We start from the raw sequence: 15,501 nt of genomic DNA on the forward strand, positions 1-15,501 counted from the left end.
GGCGCTCCACCGGGGGTGGGAAGGCTCTTCCTGGGGGTGCTCAGGCGGATGCGAAGGCTTAGGCCTCGCTCATCGCCAGCTTCTCCTGCTGGCCGCGAGCGCGGAGCGCCGCCTCGCGGGCGGCGATGCGACGCGACTGCTCGGCCTGGCCGGCGTCGAGCACGTCCTGCGGCACCTCGACCGAGTCGACGTGCTTGCGGGCGTGGTACTTCTCGAGGTAGGCGTCGAGCTCGGGGCCCGACTCCCACGACGTGATGAGGCAGTAGCGCGGCTCGTCGCCGAAGTGGGCGGCGGCGTGCCAGAGCCGCTGGGTGTCGATGACCAGCTGGGCGCCGGCGGGCAGCGCGATGCGGGTCTCGCCCGACGGGTCGGTGCGGTTGTGACGGAGGACGAAGAAGCTGTCCTTGTCGTCGGTCAGGTTGAAGAACGACCGCACGACCCAGCCGGTGCCATCCGGGTTGAGGCGGTTGTTGTCGTCCTGGTGGAGGTTGTACAGCGCATCGGCGTACGTGTTGGGCTGCAGCTCGATCACGCGGCAGCGGCCCACGTTCGAACCCGGCTCCTTGGCGCGGGCGGTGAGGGTCGGCGCGATCTCGGTCTGCGAGTCGATCCAGACGCCGTCCTTGTCGGTGCGCGGCGGCTTGTGGTTCCAGAAGCCGTTGCACTCGATCTCGCCCTTGGCGGAGGCGAGCGGAGCGAAGCGGGTGTCGCCGGAGGACTTCCAGTCGACGTACTCGATGTCGAGCCACTCCTTCGGGTCGATCGGCTGGTCGTACGAGTCGAGCACGACGTAACCGGTCTCCTCGAGGAGCTCGGAGGTGATGTAACCCATGGGTGTGAACCATGACCTTTCGGTTGGAGGGCGAGCGAAGTTTTTACAAGCCCAGGTAAGGGCAGCCTAACAGCGTCGGATGAGCGCTGTCCGAGAGGCCACGCCGAGTGCGCCCGATAGGCTCGAGACCGCTATGAGCACCGCCACGAACGTCGACGCCACGGCCGTCAACACCATCCGCTGGCTCTCCGCGCCCGAGACGACCATCGTCGTCCCCGTGTACCAGAGGCAGTACCGCTGGGACATCGGCGGATGCGAGCAGCTGCTCGCCGACATCCGCGCCGTCTCCGACACCGACGACAGCCAGCGGCACTTCCTCGGCTCGATCCTCTCGACCCGAGGCACCGCCGCGGCTCCGGCCGACGCGGAGCTCGTGCTCATCGACGGGCAGCAGCGGATCACCACGCTGATGCTCCTCGTCGCGGCCCTGCACCACACGGTGCGGGCGTCCGATCCCGCGCTGGCCGCCGACCTCGAGCGCGTGCTGGTGCGCGCCACCGACTCGCGCCGCACGAAGCTGCGGCCGCACCGCGCCTGGGCCGACGTGTTCGAGAGCGTCGTGCTCGACCGGGGTGACGCCGACGACGAGCTGCGCGACTCGCGCTTCGACGACAACTACGCGTTCTTCCGCAGCCAGATCCGCCTCGAGGAGGTGCCTCGCATCTGGCGGGGCCTGGGCAAGCTCGAGCACGTCGCGATCACGCTCGGCGCCGACGCGAACGCGCAGCAGATCTTCGAGAGCCTCAACTCCACGGGCGAGCCGCTCCGCGACCACGAGCTCATCCACAACTACGTGCTCATGGGCCTCACGCACGCCGAGCAGAGCGACATCGAGGAGACCTTCTGGCTCCCGATCGAGCAGAACACCGGCGAGCAGATCGCGGGCTTCTGGCGGCACTACCTCGTCATGACGACGGGTCGCGAGGTCGCCCTCACCGGCGGACGCGGCGTGTACGACGCGTTCCGGCAGGAGTTCCCCCGGCTCGACCTCGACACCCTGCGCGCGCAGGCTGCCGAGTGGCGCGCCTACTCCGACGTGTACCGCATCCTGCTCGATCCGATGCAGGCGCCCGATGCGGACGTCGCCCGCCAGCTCGCCTACCTCAACGTCTTCGGCCGGGGCATGTACCCGCTGGTGATGCGCGCCTACCTGGAGTGGACGCACGGCGCGCTGTCGCGCGACGACCTCATCCGGACGCTCGAGGACGTGCAGTCGCTTCTCCTCCGCCGCACCGTCGTGGGTGTGCCCACCGAGCGGCTCGTGGCCCGGCTCTGCCGTGCCCGCGCTGGCGCCGACGGCGCCGCGGCCCTGCAGCGGGCGATGGCGCGGATCACGCCCTCGGACGAGCGCGTGCGTGTGGCGCTGAAGTACGGTGCGCTGCCGCATCCGTTCTACGTGCTCGGCCGGCTCGCGGGCATCGACAGCCTCGCCGACCTCGAGATCGAGCACGTCGTGCCCGTCGCCCCCGGCGACTCGTGGACGGGCGACGGAGTGCGCGAGTGGTCGGAGTACTCGGAGGACGAGCAGAACAGCCACCGCGCGCTGGCGCAGACGCTCGGCAACCTCGCTCTCCTCGAGGAGGGGCTGGCCGAGCGGGCCGCCGACAGATCGTTCCCCGACAAGCGTCCCCTCTACGCGCGCAGCGCCCTCGCGACGACCTCCGCCCTGGCCGAGGTCGAGGCGTGGGGCACGGCGGCTCTCTCTGCCCGCACGGAGGAGCTCGCGGCCGCGTTCGTGCGCCTCTGGCGCCGCCCCCTCGCCGTCGACATCGACGACGACAACCTCACCCCCATCCTCGACGCCATCCCCCGCCGCGGCTGGCCGCGCGGCTGGGAGCGCGAATGGGACTACGTCGAGTACCGCGGCGAGCACTGGGAGGTCTACGACGTCAAGTACCTCTTCAACCGCGTGTTCAAGCGCCTGTGGGCGGATGATCGCGGTGCGGTCGAGCGCTACAGCGCGCGGCGCGGCGGCCCCGTCTACGACGCCCAGTCGTGGAACGGCCAGTGGGACTCCCTCGACGCCGACACCTTCCTCTACATGGGCTGGGACTCGCGGTACATGCTGCTCGCCGTGCAGGGCCTCCTCGCCGAGGCGGGCCTCGCCTCCGAGGTGTTCGTGAAGTACAGCTACATCGGCGAGGTCATGTAGCTCGTTCGCGGGTCTCTCGCGAGTCCGCGGGAGCGGAGTAGGGTCAGCGGACGTGATCCAGCTCGCCGCGCTCCGCCGCAGCCTAGACGAGCAGCTCGGCATGACCGAGGGTCGATCGCTCCTCGCCGTGCTCACGGCACTGCGGGAGGGAGCCCAGGAGGCGCTGGGCGACGATCTCGTCGGCGTCTACCTCACCGGATCGTTCGCGCTGGGGTGGGGCGACCTCGCCAGCGACGTCGACGTCCTCGTCGTGTCGGCGCGCGAGCTCACACCGGAGCAGGAGGAGGCCGCCCGCGCGCTGCATCGCGCGCTCCCCGCACGCCCGGAGCCGTGGGCCCGTCGCCTCGAGGGCAGCTGGACCACCGCCGCGGCTCTGCGTGATCCCGTGGGTGCGCATCCGTGGCTCTACGTCGATCGCGGCAGCCGCACGATGGAGCGCTCGCGCCACGACGACACCTGGAACACCCGGTGGATGCTGCGCGACTCGGGTGTCACCGTGGTGGGCGCACGCGCCGAGACCCTCCTGCCCGCGGTCGCGGCCGCCGACCTCCGGCGGGAGGCGGTCGAGCAGGCGGAGGCCAGGACCGCGTGGATCCTCGACGACCCCGACGTGCTCGACGACGGCTGGGCGCAGCCCTACGCCGTGCTCACCCTCTGCCGCCTGCTCTGGACGGCCGCCACCGGCACGGTGACGGGCAAGGTCGAGGCGGCGGAGTGGGCCCGGTCGCTGATCGTGCCGGCCCGGTTCCGCCCGCTGCTGTCGGCGTCGATCGGGTACCGCCTGCATCCGTTCGACCCGATCTCGGGGGCGGCGGACCCCGTGCTCGTGCCGATCGCGGAGGACTTCGCCCTCTGGGCCCGCGACGAGGTGCGCCGGCGTGCCGGCGCCGACTGAGCTGGTGTCCTAGCTGAGCTGGTGCCCTAGCTGAGCTGGTGCCCTAGGGGCGTCCGCTCGGGTCGTCGAAGTCGCCGTACGGATCGACGCTGTCGTCGCCGTCGGGGATCGTGTAGGCGACGGCCTTCGGCTTGAGGTCGTCGAGCATCCGCTGCAGGCGCTCCGCGGCCTCGGAGAAGTCGGGCTGCGGGCCGTCCCACGCCTCCGCCACCGACAGCACGTCGTTTCCCAGGCCGATCACGAGCTCCGCGTCGCTCTGCCCACCGCCGTCCTCGAGCATGATCGGGATGTCGACCGACTCGGCCTTCCCTCGGTTGGCCAGAGCCGCCGTCAGCTCGACGAGCGCGGCGGCGACGTCGTCGGTGGTGATCACGGTCTCTCCCGCGTAGGTGATGCAGCGCATCCCTCCACCCTCCCCCGATCGCCCCTCCCTCGGGAGGTCTCGGTCGAGGGAGTTCACGGCAGGAGGTCGAGCATCGCGGGCCGCGCCCGCATCGCGTGGATCACCAGCTCGTTTCCGCTGTCGAAGACGAGCACGACCGTCTCGAGCAGCCTGCCCGCGGTGTCGAAGCCGAGACGGAGCTGACGCGCCGGGCTCTCCTCGTCGAGGAAGTCGACCCACACCGACCATGTCGCGGCCTGCATCGCATCGTCGGCGCCGATGCCGTGCTTGAGCGCCGAGGGATGGACCTTCACGCGGCGGTCGCCGAGATCGCCGCGCGGATCACCTCGGAGCGGGACTTGCCCTCGCGCGCAGCACGCTCGTCGATCGACGCCAGCTCGTCGGCCGTGAGGCGCAGTGCGACCACCTGCGTCGGCTCCGAGGCGCGACCAGGCCTGCCTCGGCCACGCCGCTTGAGCTCCCCGACGTCGTATCCGGCCTCGGCCTCGGCCGCCCACGCGTCGATCTGCGCCTCCGTCACGGGAACACCGTCGATCGTCTCATCGCCGCTCATGCCAATATCGTAAGACGAAAGTCGCGGCGTGTCATCCGTTCCCCGAGAACGAGAAAACCCCCGGTCAGGCCGGAGGTTCTTCTTGCTGGGGTACCTGGACTCGAACCAAGAACAACTGAACCAGAATCAGCCGTGTTGCCAATTACACCATACCCCAATGGTTCCAGCCGCAGCTCGAACCGACGGTCTACTGTAGCCCACGGAGAGGCCCGGTACCAAAACGAGGCGGCGCGGTAGCATCGCGTCGATGGCACTCCTCACTCACGATCTCGGCGACGGGTACGACCTCGCCCTCCGCGACATGACGATGGTGGAGGCGATGTACGCGCTGACCGTCGCGAACATCGACCGGTTGCGGCTCTGGGAGCCGTGGGCTCAGGAGGAGCCGACCCGCGAGGCGACCTCGGCGTTCATGGCGGCGGGGCTCCGCTCGCTGGCCGACGGATCCGAGGTGCCCTGCGCGATCCGCTGCCAGGGCGAGCCCGTGGGGTCGATCAGCCTGCGCATCCGCTCCTTCACGGCCGTCGGCGAGATCGGATACTGGATCGACGCGGCGCACGAGGGCCGCGGAGTCGTGACCCGAGCGACGCGCGCGCTCGTCGACCACGCGTTCGACGACCTCGGTCTGGTGCGTGTCGAGCTTCACACGGCGACGCACAACGCGCGGAGCCGCGGCGTCGCCGAGCGGCTCGGGTTCATCCGCGAGGGAACGATGCGCGCGGCACACCCCGTGGGCGGAGAGCGCCACGACATGGAGCTGTACTCGCTCCTCCCCTCCGACCGGGGCTGACGCCGCCCGGCTGCGGCCGATGGCCGTCGAAAGGGACGCTCAGCGCGACCACGGGCCGCCATAGCGCCCATCCCGGCTCTGAGCGTACCTTGTGACCGTCACCGACCTCGGCGGACCCACATCTGGCGGACATCCGGGTAGGAATGGCAGCCCGCGGGCGGCGGCGAGGCGCTCGGCGACGATAGCGTGGCGGCATGGTGAAGACGATCGGGATCCTGCTCTTCGACGACGTCGAGGAGCTCGACGCCGCCGGGCCGTGGGAGGTGCTCGCGTACTGGACGCGCACCTTCCCCGAGGACGGCTACGAGGTGCGGATGCTCGCCGAGAGCCTCGACCCCGTCACCTGCGCGAAGGGGCTGCGGCTGCTGCCCGACACGACGGTGGCGGAGGCGCCGCCGCTCGAGGTGCTCGTCTATCCGGGCGGGTTCGGGACGCGGGCACGCCTGGCCGACGAGCGCGAGCTCGAGTGGGTGCGCGCCCAGCGCGAGACCGTGCCACTGCTCACGAGTGTGTGCACGGGCTCGCTCGTGTACGCCGCCGCCGGTGTGCTGCAGGGCCGTCCGGCCACGACGCACTGGAGCGCGCTCGACCTCCTCGGCGCGCTCGACTCCTCGATCGAGGTCCGGCCCGACGCGCGGTTCGTCGACGATGGGGACGTGATCACCGCGTCGGGCGTCTCCGCGGGGATCGACATGGCGCTGCACCTCGTGGCCCGGATCGCGGGAGTCGATCGTGCCCGGCAGGTGCGCCGCGGCATCCAGTACGACCCGCAGCCGCCGGTCTAGACACGCAGCCGTTCAGCCCGGCGCGTCGGTGGGCGTCGCCTCGGTGGGCGGCGTGCCCGAGTCGCTGGGCGTCCCGGGGTCGCTCGGGGTTCCGGGGTCGCCGCCCGAGTCAACGGGAGTACCCGGGTCTCCACCGGGGTCGGCGGGCGTGCCCGGGTCGGCGGGCGATCCGGGGTCCGCGGGGTCGGAGCCACCCGATCCACCGGAACCACCGGAACCACCAGATCCACCGGAACCACCCGATCCACCAGATCCGCCCGACCCACCGGAGTTCCCCTCCTCAGGAGCGGGCGCGGGAGCAGGCGCCGGCACCTCGGGCGTCACGGTCGGCACCGTAGACGCGGGAGCGGTGGGAGTCGGCGTCGCGGTGCGCACATCCGACACCGGCAGCCCCCCGCCGCCCGACGAGTCCCCGGCGGCCCCGCCCAGGTGCGTCCCCGACAGGGCGACGGCGACGAGCACGGCGGCCCCGGCGCCGAGCAGTCCCACGACGATGCCCGACGCGACCGGGCGCGGGATGCGCGCGAACGCGGACGCCCCCGCGCTCACGAAGTCTGCGACGTTCATGCTCTCCCCCACGAAGCACGTCGGGTCCCGATGGTCAGGCCCCTGCGACCCCCTGACGATACCGGACCGGTGCCCGATCCCGAAGGGATCGCCGCCCGATCCCGCGGAAACGCGGGATCACGACACCCGTTAACCTTGCCGCCCTACTCTGGCCGCATGCAGAAGGCCGGGGAGCGGGGTCCCGAGGAGCGCCGGGCGCGCCTCGACGACGGCGACGCCCGCGTCCGCGAGACGCTGCCCGTCGCCGCGGTCTTCGGTCTCGCCGGATGGGACGGCCCCGGGATGATCCACGACTGGTCGTTCTCGGGCACCCGCCGCGTACTCGCCTACGCCCGCCATGTGCTCCCTGCCCCCTCCGTGACAGGCACGCCGTTCGACGTCCAGGTCCACTCGCTCGAGGGCGATGTCCGTCAACGCGTCACCGAGCTGCGGATGCGGTGGTCGGCCCGCGACTCCGTCCGGGGTGGATGGGAGCGCCCTGTCGTCGCGCTCGATCCGCTGCCCGACCGCATCACCTCCATCCCGATCGGCGGGAGCCCCGAGGCCTTCGAGCTCTGGATCGCCGGGCCGCACTGGTGGGCGGCGACGACCGTCGGATCCCGCGCGATCGTCATCGAGGCCCACGACGTGACGATCGACCTCATCGCGCTCGACCGCCTCGGCGAACCGGAGGTCGAGGGGCTGCTGGCGGAGCGCCGCCGCTGGCTCGACACGCACCGATCCTGAGGTCTCGGCGATCCGCCGAGGAAGTTTCTCCCGTCGTGTCGATCGAGCGCCCGCTCGTTCGACGGGATAGTAGAAGGGCGCACGACGCGCCTCACACGACAGGAGAACACCATGAAGTACATGCTCATCATGCGCGCGACCCCCGCTGCCGTCGAGGCGTACAAGGACATCCCGTTCGACGAGGTGATCACCCGGATGGGTCGGTACAACGAGGAGATGATCAAGGCCGGCGTCCTGCTCGCCGGCGAGGGCCTGGCCGAGGATGTCGCCACGACCGGCTTCGTGGTCGACTTCGCGGCCGAGCCGCCGGCGGTGACCGACGGCCCGTACGGCGAGATCCACGAGCTGTTCAACGGGTTCTGGATCATCCAGGTCTCGTCGAAGGAGGAGGCTGCGGAATGGGCGAAGCGCTGCCCGCTCGGCCCGGGCTCGAAGCTCGAGGTGCGCCGGGTGACCGACGAGTCCGACTTCGCGGACTTCACCGACAACGAGTTCATCCAGAAGGAGACCGAGTGGCGTGCGGCCGAGGCGAAGGCCGCCGAGGCGCCGTGACCCCGGAGAGCGACGTCCGACGCGCCCTCGACGCCGTCTGGCGCATCGAGGGCGGCCGGATCGTCGCCACGCTCGCCGCCGCGTGCGGCGACCTCGGTCTCGCGGAGGACCTCGCGCAGGAGGCCTTCGTCGAGGCACTCCGCTCCTGGCCCGACGGTGGGATGCCCGAGAACCCCGGTGCCTGGCTCACCACGGTGGGCAGGCGTCGCCTCATCGACGCATGGCGCCGCCGTGAGCGCCTCGACGATCGTCATCGCGCGATAGCGGTGGAACTCGAGGAGCACGTCGACGACCACTGGGAGCCGATCGACGACGACGTGCTCCGACTCGTCTTCACCGCGTGCCACCCGGTGCTGTCGAAGGAGGCGCAGATCGCGCTCACGCTGCGTGTGGTCGCCGGCCTGAGCACGGAGGAGATCGCCCGCCTGTTCATGGTCCCGGTCGCCACCGTGCAGCAGCGCATCGTGCGGGCGAAGAAGACGCTCGCCGCCGCCTCCGTGCCTTTCGAGACGCCCGAGCCGGCCGAGTGGCGAGCGCGGCTCTCGGCGGTGCTCGGCGTGGTCTATCTCGTCTACACGGAGGGGTACTCGGCGACGAGCGGCGACCGGTGGATGCGCGTCGAGCTCGCCGACGAGGCGCTGCGCCTGGGGCGGGTGGTCGCCGGGCTGCTGCCCCGTGAGCCGGAAGCGCACGCCCTCGTGGCGCTCATGGAGCTGCAGTCGTCGCGGTTCGCCGCGCGCGCCGCGCCCGACGGCACCCCCATCCTGCTCGACGACCAGGACCGCGCCCGGTGGGATCGCGCGCAGATCGAACGAGGTCGTGTCGCCCTGCGACGTGCGGATGCGCTCGGCCGCGGGCGCGGCGCCTACGGCCTGCAGGCCGCGATCGCCGAGTGCCACGCGACCGCACCGACCACAGCGGAGACGGACTGGGAGCGGATCGTGCTGCTCTACGAGGCGCTCGGCCGCCTCGCCCCCAACCCGGTCGTCGACCTGAACCGGGCCGTGGCCGTCTCGCGCGCGACGGGACCCGCATCCGCCCTGCTCATCGTCGACCGGCTCGCCGACGAGGGCGCCCTCCGCGGCTCGTACCTGCTGCCCAGCGTGCGCGGCGAGCTGCTGGTGCAGCTGGGCCGCACGGAGGAGGCCCGCTCGGAGCTCGCCACCGCCGCCGCCCTCGCGCACAACGCCCGCACCCGCGCCGTCCTGGAGCAGAAGCGCGCCGCCCTGTAGCCGCGCCACTCGTGCCGTCCGTGACGCCCGTGACGCCCGTGACGCCGCACCGTCCCGCGAGTACCCCCGAGGAAAGCGCTTCCGAGTGAGCGGAAAGCGCTCTTTCCGGGTGCGCTCGGATTCGGTCGGTTTGAGCACACCGGATGAGAGCGGTTGCAGGGCTTGCGGAAGCGCTTTCCCTGGGGGTACTCGACGAGCAGGAGCGCGCGCTACGCGCGGCGCGCGTCGGACGCGGGCTACAGGCCCAGGAGGGCGCGGTTGACCGCGGCGGCGGCGCGGGCGCCGGCGCCGGCGGCGACGATGAGCTGCTGCGGGCCGGGCGGGGTGATGTCGCCCGCGGCCCAGACGCCGGGCACGCTCGTGCGGCCCGCAGCGTCGACCGCGACGAAGCCCTCCGGGTCGCGCGCGAGGCCGAGCGCCTCGGCGAACTCCAGGGGGGCCGACCAGTGCGGGCGGACGAAGCCGCCAGTGCGCGGCACGACCGAGCCGTCGGCGAGCACGACGCCCGTCATGCCGGAGCGGTCACCCGCGACGTCGGACACCTCGGCGCGCTCCACGCGCACACCACGCGCGACCAGGTCGGCCTCCTCGTCGTCGCTCACCGCACCGGAACCGAGCGTGAAGACGATGAGGTCGTCGGTCACCTGCGAGATGAGCACCGCGCGCTCGTAGAGGTCGGCGGTGTCGCCGAGGAGGGCGAGCGGCGCGTGGCTCTTGTCGAACGCGTCGCATTCGATGCAGCTGTGCAGCGCCGTGCCGTAGTACGCACGGATGCTGGGCAACGCCGGAAGCGTCTCGGCCAGCCCGCTCGCGAGCAGCACCACCCGGGCGCGGACCGCGCGGTCGGCGGAACCGCGCACACCGCGGGAGGAGATCGCGAACCAGCCCTCGTCGTCGCGGGGCGCGATCGACGACACCAGGCCCTGGTGGAACTCGGCGGTGGGGTACCCGGAGAACTCCTCCCGGCCGAGGCCGCGGAGCTCGAGCGGCGAGACGCCGTCGCGGGTGAGGAAGCCGTGCGACACGAGCGTCGCGGAGTGGCGCGGCCGGTTGCTGTCGAGGATCAGGGCCCGTCGGCGCTGGCGCACGAGGTTGAGCCCGGCGGACAGCCCGGCCGGACCGCCGCCGATGATCACGATCTCGTAGTCGTCTCCGGCGAAGCCCGGAACGGGCTGTGCGCCGGGATCGACGTTCGTGACCCCGCTCATGCCTGGGCGCGTTCGCCGGCGAGTCGGGCGAGACGGGCGACCGTCTCCGCCTTGCCGAGGATCTGCATCGACTCGAACAGCGGCGGCGACACCCGGCGCCCCGAGAGCGCGACCCGGAGCGGACCGTACGCCACACGCGGCTTCATCCCGAGGCCCTCGATGAGCGCCCCGGCCAGTGCCCCCTGAATGCGCTCGTGCTGCCACTCCGACTCGGGCACCACCTCGAGCGCCTCGATGGCGGCGGCCAGCACGAGACCGGCGTTCTCGCCGAGCGACGACACCGCGGCCTCGTCGTACTCGAGCTCGTCGGCGGTGCGGAAGAACGAGCCCAGCAGGGCGGGCGCCTCGCCGAGCAGCGCCATCCGCGTCTGCACCAGCGGCGCCAGCTCGCTGAGCACCGCGCGCTGCTCGCTGGGCACCTCCTCGCCGAGCACACCCGCGTTCTGCAGGTACGGGATCATGCGCTCGGCGAAGTCGCCGACGTCGAGCAGGCGGATGTGGTCGCCGTTGATCGCCTCGGCCTTCGCCAGGTCGAAGCGGGCTGGGTTGGGGAGCACATCGGCCACGTCGAACGCGGCGACCATCTCGTCGATCGAGAACACGTCGCGGTCGGCGGCGATCGACCAGCCGAGAAGGGCGAGGTAGTTGATGAGCCCCTCGGGGATGAAGCCCCGATCACGGTGGTGGAACAGGTTCGACTCGGGGTCGCGCTTCGACAGCTTCTTATTGCCCTCGCCCATCACGTACGGGAGGTGACCGAACCGCGGCACGAAGGTGGTCGCGCCGATGTCGATCAGGGCACGGTAGAGCGCGATCTGCCGTGGCGTCGACGAGAGGAGGTCTTCGCCGCGGAGCACGTGGGTGATGCCCATGAGCGCGTCGTCGACCGGGTTCACGAGGGTGTACAGCGGATGCCCGTTGGGGCGCACCACCACGAAGTCGGGGAACGACCCGGCGGGGAAGGTGATCTCGCCGCGCACGAGGTCGGTGAACGACAGGTCCTCGTCCGGCACCCGGAGGCGCAGCGCCGGCGCGCGGCCCTCCGCTCGGAACGCAGCCCGCTGCTCGTCGGTGAGGTCGCGGTCGTGGTTGTCGTACCCGAGCTGCTTCGCGCGGCCCGCGGCCTCGTTGCGGGCGTCGATCTCCTCGGCCGTCGAGTAGCTCTCGTAGACGTGCCCCGCGGCCTTGAGCCGCTCGATGATGTCGGTGTACGTGTCGTAGCGCTCCGACTGGCGGTACGGGCCGTGAGGCCCACCGACGTTCACGCCCTCGTCCCAGTCGAGCCCCAGCCAGGTGAGGGCGTCGATGATCTGGTCGAAGCTCTCCTGCGAATCGCGCGCAGCGTCTGTGTCCTCGATGCGGAACACGAACGTGCCGCCGGTGTGCCGGGCGTAGGCCCAGTTGAAGAGCGCCGTCCGCACCAGACCGACGTGCGGCGTGCCGGTGGGGCTCGGGCAGAAGCGGACGCGGACGTCGCTGCCGGTGGCAGTCGACCAGGGATGGATGTCGGTGCTCATGTCCCCACGATTCTACGGGGCCGCCATTTCCCCGGCCATGCTCCGGGCACCGGCCCCCTGTGCGACCCTGGCCGGCTGGACCAGGCTGGAGCGCATGGGAACCGCATCGGGAACAGCAAGGTCAGCGGCGCGGACGGTCGAGGACAACCCCGTGGTCAAGATCCTCGCCCGTACGGGCTACGCCGTGAACGGACTGCTCCACATCCTGATCGGGATCATCGCGATCGCCGTCGCCGTGGGCGCGGGAGGGTCGCAGGAGGCCGACCAGTCGGGCGCGCTGAAGCAGCTCTCGTCGCATCCGGCCGGCTATGCCGTGCTCTGGATCGTCGTGATCGGGTTGTTCGCCCTCGCTCTGTGGCAGATCATCGCCGGCGTCCTGGTGCGCCAGGACGATGCGAAGAAGCGCTGGGGCAAGCGCATCGGCGAGTGGGCGAAGGCCGTCGTGTACCTCGTGATCGGAGGCACCGCGCTCTCGGTGGCGCTCGGGTCCGACTCCAGTTCGTCGGAGTCCACCTCGTCGATGAGCGCCACGCTCCTGGCCTCGCCCGGTGGGGTGTTCCTGGTGATCGCGATCGGGATCGGCGTCTTCATTGCGGGGGTGTCGTTCGTCGTCATCGGCGTGCGCCAGGGCTTCAAGAAGCAGCTCACGGTGCCGCCGAGGCCCGTCGGCACGGTGGTCGTGACGCTCGGCGTGGTCGGGTACGTCGCGAAGGGCATCGCCCTCGGCGTGGTCGGCGTGCTCTTCGTCGTCGCGGCGGTCACGAACGACTCCGAGCAGGCATCGGGTCTCGACGGCGCGCTGAAGGCGCTCGCCGGGCTGCCCTACGGCGTCGTCGTGCTCTCGGCCGTGGGCGTCGGGCTCATCGCCTACGGCGTCTACCTCGGTGCGCGTGCCCGGTGGGCGCGTCTGTGATCAGACGGCCCACCGGACACGGACGGCGATTCAGGCGTTGCGCATCCGCTTGAGCTGAGCCAGCAGGGTCGGACCGGTGCTCTCGAGCAGCCGGCCGCCCACGCGGATGCCGATGATCAGCACGACGATCCCGATGACGAGGCCGGCCAGCAGGGCGAACCAGCCGAACACCGGGCCGATCACGAGATCGAGCACGGTGAGCACGATCGCGGGCGAGAGCAGCAGGAGCACGATGCCCCAGACCGCGAACGTCTGCAGCCCCTGCGTGAAGCCGGCCCCCGGCGTGGACTTGAACGGGTTGTCGCCGGCCTGCTTCACCGCCATGACGAAGCGGGCGCTCGAGACGCTCGCGGCGCCGTAGCCCGTGAGCAGAGCGCCGAGCGACAGCCCCAGCAGGGCGGGCAGCCGCGACCACTCGCCGGTGAGTCCCACCCCGAGGATCGCGACGACGAGCGTCAGCGGCACGGCGATGAGCGCGGCGGCGCCGACGCGCCCGAGGCGGTCGTCGCGGCCCCGCACGCCGTCGATGAGGTGCGTCGCGAACGCGGTGCCGTCGTAGGAGATGTCGGTGACGAGCACCATCGCCAGGAGGAACCCGACCACCGGACCGGCCCACATGAGGAACGGCGCTCCGTCGTTGATGGTCGAGTAGAACCAGAGGATCACGAACATCAGCGGCACCGAGATCAACTGCTGACCGTACCGGGGGTCTCGCCGCCAGTATGTGAGGCACCGGGCCATGACCGCACCGGCGGGCGTCTGCGGCACGAGCGCGAAGGCGCCGATCTTGCCGCGGGCGACCCGCTTGATCTCGGCCGACGGCGGGGTGACGAGCGCCGACGCGAGCGCACGCCGCCACAGCACGAACAGCAGCACGACCGTGGCCAGGGCGATGAGGAGTCGGAGCAGGGCGCCGACCCAGTCACCCCCCGCGAGAGCCGCCGGGACGGCCCACGCAGCGCCGAGCGGGGTCCACCCGAGCCCGTTCGCGAGCCCGGGGAGGGTGTCGAAGAACGTGCCCGACCCCTGCGTGAACACGAGGATCGCGGGATAGATCAGGATCACGACGAACATGATGATGACGCTGCTGAGCTCGCGGTAGCGGCGGCTCGACTGGAGGCTCGCCGACAGCGCGGCGACCGTCCGCGACGCCACGACCGCGATGAGCACGCCGAGGATCGCGCAGGGCACCGTCGCGATGGCGGCCGCGGGGACCTTGATCCACGCCGCGACCGTGCCGAGCCCGGCGATGAGGCTCACCAGCGCGGGAATGCCCAGCATGCCGGCGATGGTGATGCCGACGAGCAGGGTGCGCAGCGGGATCGGGTACTGCGCGAGCCGGGCCGGCTCGAGGGTCTGGTCGACCCCGCCGATGAGCAGCGGTCCGACGAGCCACCCGAAGGTGAGCAGCGAGCCGCCGATCACGATGCCCACGCCGATCAGGCGCGGATCGCCGACCTGGCCGGCGAAGATCAATCCGATGAGGAGCGCTCCGAGCATGCCGAGCGCATACAGCCCGCCGAGGATCGTGGCGATCAGCTGCCACGTGCTCCTCTTGAGGTTGTTGCCCAGGATGCGGAAGCGCAGCCTTACGAGTGTCGCAACCATTCGGGGCCCTCCGCGTGGTGGCGGCCGCCGACGAGCTCGACGAACCTGTCCTCGAGCGACGAGGTGCCGCGCACCTCGTCGACCGTGCCGGCCGCGAGAACACGTCCGTTCGAGACCACGGCGACGTGGTCGCACATCCGCTGCACGAGGTCCATGACGTGGCTCGAGACGATGACGGTCCCGCCGTCGCGGACGTAGGAGGTGAGGATGTCGCGGATGTTCGCCGCCGACACCGGGTCGACCGACTCGAACGGCTCGTCGAGCACCAGGATGCGCGGGGCGTGCACAAGCGCGCAGGCCAAAGCGATCTTCTTCGTCATGCCGGCGGAGTAGTCGACGACGACCGTGCCCGCCGCGCTCTCGAGGTCGAGCAGCCTCAGCAGATCGGCCGCGCGGGCCGCGACGGTGGCGCGGTCGAGGCCGAACAGCATGCCGTTGTAGGTGATGAGCTGCTCGCCGGTGAGGCGGTCGAACAGCTTCACGCCGTCGGCGAGGTTGCCGAGCAGCGCCTTCGCCTTGAGCGGCTCGGCCCACATGTCGACGCCGTGCACCAGCGCGCGGCCGGCGTCGGGCCGGAGCAGTCCGGTCGCCATCGAGAGCGTGGTGGTCTTCCCCGCTCCGTTCGGGCCCACGAGGCCGTAGAAGGACCCGGTCGGAACGGTGAGGCTGAGATCGTCGACGGCGACCTTCTGCCCGAATCGCTTCGAGAGCCCGGTGAGCTCGAGCGCCGGCAACGAGGTGTCGGCCGGTGTCGGTGTCGGGATGCCC

The 15,501-nt window shown here is 71.3% G+C and carries 17 protein-coding genes and 1 tRNA gene; 8 read left to right on the forward strand and 10 right to left on the reverse strand.

Features of this window, described 5'->3' with window-relative positions; translation table 11 throughout:
* Positions 1-58: 58 nt before the first annotated feature.
* Positions 59-832 carry a hypothetical protein gene (locus ACFJGV_RS05050; protein WP_378147313.1) on the reverse strand — a complete coding sequence of 258 codons (774 nt, stop codon included), beginning with the start codon at positions 830-832 and terminating at the stop codon, positions 59-61.
* 133 nt (positions 833-965) lie between these two features.
* On the opposite strand from ACFJGV_RS05050, the gene ACFJGV_RS05055 reads away from it, so the two are divergent.
* Positions 966-2,984 carry a DUF262 domain-containing protein gene (locus ACFJGV_RS05055; RefSeq protein WP_378147314.1) on the forward strand — a complete coding sequence of 673 codons (2,019 nt, stop codon included), beginning with the start codon at positions 966-968 and terminating at the stop codon, positions 2,982-2,984.
* 52 nt (positions 2,985-3,036) lie between these two features.
* Entirely contained in the window at positions 3,037-3,879 is an 843-nt protein-coding gene (locus ACFJGV_RS05060; protein ID WP_378147316.1) for an aminoglycoside adenylyltransferase domain-containing protein, read from the forward strand.
* A gap of 43 nt (positions 3,880-3,922) precedes the next feature.
* On the opposite strand, the gene ACFJGV_RS05065 is transcribed toward ACFJGV_RS05060, so the two are convergent.
* The 4 genes from ACFJGV_RS05065 to ACFJGV_RS05080 form a co-directional block, all read right to left on the reverse strand.
* Positions 3,923-4,282, reverse strand: coding sequence for a hypothetical protein (locus ACFJGV_RS05065; RefSeq protein WP_378147318.1), 360 nt, complete (start codon positions 4,280-4,282; stop codon positions 3,923-3,925).
* A gap of 53 nt (positions 4,283-4,335) precedes the next feature.
* Positions 4,336-4,575: a toxin gene (locus tag ACFJGV_RS05070; protein WP_378147319.1), complete on the reverse strand. Its 240-nt coding sequence runs from the start codon at positions 4,573-4,575 to the stop codon at positions 4,336-4,338.
* Entirely contained in the window at positions 4,572-4,835 is a 264-nt protein-coding gene (locus tag ACFJGV_RS05075; RefSeq protein ID WP_378147321.1) for a ribbon-helix-helix domain-containing protein, read from the reverse strand. Before ACFJGV_RS05075 ends, ACFJGV_RS05070 begins: the two co-directional genes overlap by 4 nt.
* A gap of 85 nt (positions 4,836-4,920) precedes the next feature.
* Positions 4,921-4,992: transfer RNA gene (locus ACFJGV_RS05080), tRNA-Gln, on the reverse strand.
* Positions 4,993-5,082: 90 nt separating this feature from the next.
* Here ACFJGV_RS05080 and ACFJGV_RS05085 point away from each other — a divergent pair.
* Both ACFJGV_RS05085 and ACFJGV_RS05090 read left to right on the forward strand, forming a co-directional pair.
* Complete coding sequence (locus ACFJGV_RS05085; RefSeq protein WP_378147323.1) at positions 5,083-5,625, forward strand: GNAT family N-acetyltransferase; 543 nt, start codon at positions 5,083-5,085, stop codon at positions 5,623-5,625.
* Positions 5,626-5,819: 194 nt separating this feature from the next.
* A complete protein-coding gene (locus ACFJGV_RS05090) occupies positions 5,820-6,410 on the forward strand; it encodes a DJ-1/PfpI family protein (protein WP_378147324.1) in 591 nt (196 codons plus the stop codon).
* A 12-nt stretch (positions 6,411-6,422) separates the two neighbouring features.
* Here ACFJGV_RS05090 and ACFJGV_RS05095 read toward each other — a convergent pair whose 3' ends face one another.
* Positions 6,423-6,977, reverse strand: coding sequence for a hypothetical protein (locus ACFJGV_RS05095; protein WP_378147326.1), 555 nt, complete (start codon positions 6,975-6,977; stop codon positions 6,423-6,425).
* Positions 6,978-7,133: 156 nt separating this feature from the next.
* Between ACFJGV_RS05095 and ACFJGV_RS05100 the strand changes: the two genes are divergently transcribed.
* The 3 genes from ACFJGV_RS05100 (at position 7,134) to ACFJGV_RS05110 (ending at position 9,487) form a co-directional block, all read left to right on the forward strand.
* Complete coding sequence (locus ACFJGV_RS05100; protein WP_378147327.1) at positions 7,134-7,703, forward strand: hypothetical protein; 570 nt, start codon at positions 7,134-7,136, stop codon at positions 7,701-7,703.
* Between the two features lie 111 nt (positions 7,704-7,814).
* The gene (locus ACFJGV_RS05105) at positions 7,815-8,255 is read left to right on the forward strand and encodes a YciI family protein (protein ID WP_378147328.1); all 441 of its coding nucleotides are present in this window, start codon (positions 7,815-7,817) and stop codon (positions 8,253-8,255) included.
* Positions 8,252-9,487, forward strand: a complete 1,236-nt coding sequence (locus ACFJGV_RS05110) for an RNA polymerase sigma factor (RefSeq protein WP_378147329.1) — start codon at positions 8,252-8,254, stop codon at positions 9,485-9,487. Before ACFJGV_RS05105 ends, ACFJGV_RS05110 begins: the two co-directional genes overlap by 4 nt.
* Before the next feature lie 236 nt (positions 9,488-9,723).
* Here the strand turns inward: ACFJGV_RS05110 and ACFJGV_RS05115 are convergent, their stop codons facing one another.
* Both ACFJGV_RS05115 and gltX read right to left on the reverse strand, forming a co-directional pair.
* Positions 9,724-10,695 carry an NAD(P)/FAD-dependent oxidoreductase gene (locus tag ACFJGV_RS05115; protein WP_378147330.1) on the reverse strand — a complete coding sequence of 324 codons (972 nt, stop codon included), beginning with the start codon at positions 10,693-10,695 and terminating at the stop codon, positions 9,724-9,726.
* Positions 10,692-12,212 carry a glutamate--tRNA ligase gene (gene gltX / locus ACFJGV_RS05120; protein ID WP_378147331.1) on the reverse strand — a complete coding sequence of 507 codons (1,521 nt, stop codon included), beginning with the start codon at positions 12,210-12,212 and terminating at the stop codon, positions 10,692-10,694. The genes ACFJGV_RS05115 and gltX overlap by 4 nt, the downstream gene beginning before the upstream one ends.
* 94 nt (positions 12,213-12,306) lie before the next feature.
* On the opposite strand from gltX, the gene ACFJGV_RS05125 reads away from it, so the two are divergent.
* The gene (locus ACFJGV_RS05125; protein WP_378147333.1) at positions 12,307-13,125 is read left to right on the forward strand and encodes a DUF1206 domain-containing protein; all 819 of its coding nucleotides are present in this window, start codon (positions 12,307-12,309) and stop codon (positions 13,123-13,125) included.
* Between the two features lie 30 nt (positions 13,126-13,155).
* Here ACFJGV_RS05125 and ACFJGV_RS05130 read toward each other — a convergent pair whose 3' ends face one another.
* Positions 13,156-14,733 (reverse strand): transporter, encoded by a 1,578-nt coding sequence (locus tag ACFJGV_RS05130; protein ID WP_378147334.1) that lies wholly within the window; start codon positions 14,731-14,733, stop codon positions 13,156-13,158.
* Positions 14,715-15,497, reverse strand: coding sequence for an ABC transporter ATP-binding protein (locus ACFJGV_RS05135; protein WP_378148637.1), 783 nt, complete (start codon positions 15,495-15,497; stop codon positions 14,715-14,717). Before ACFJGV_RS05135 ends, ACFJGV_RS05130 begins: the two co-directional genes overlap by 19 nt.
* Between the last annotated feature and the right edge of the window lie 4 nt (positions 15,498-15,501).

The sequence above is a fragment of the Cnuibacter sp. UC19_7 genome (assembly GCF_042699995.1).
GTDB lineage: Bacteria > Actinomycetota > Actinomycetes > Actinomycetales > Microbacteriaceae > Cnuibacter.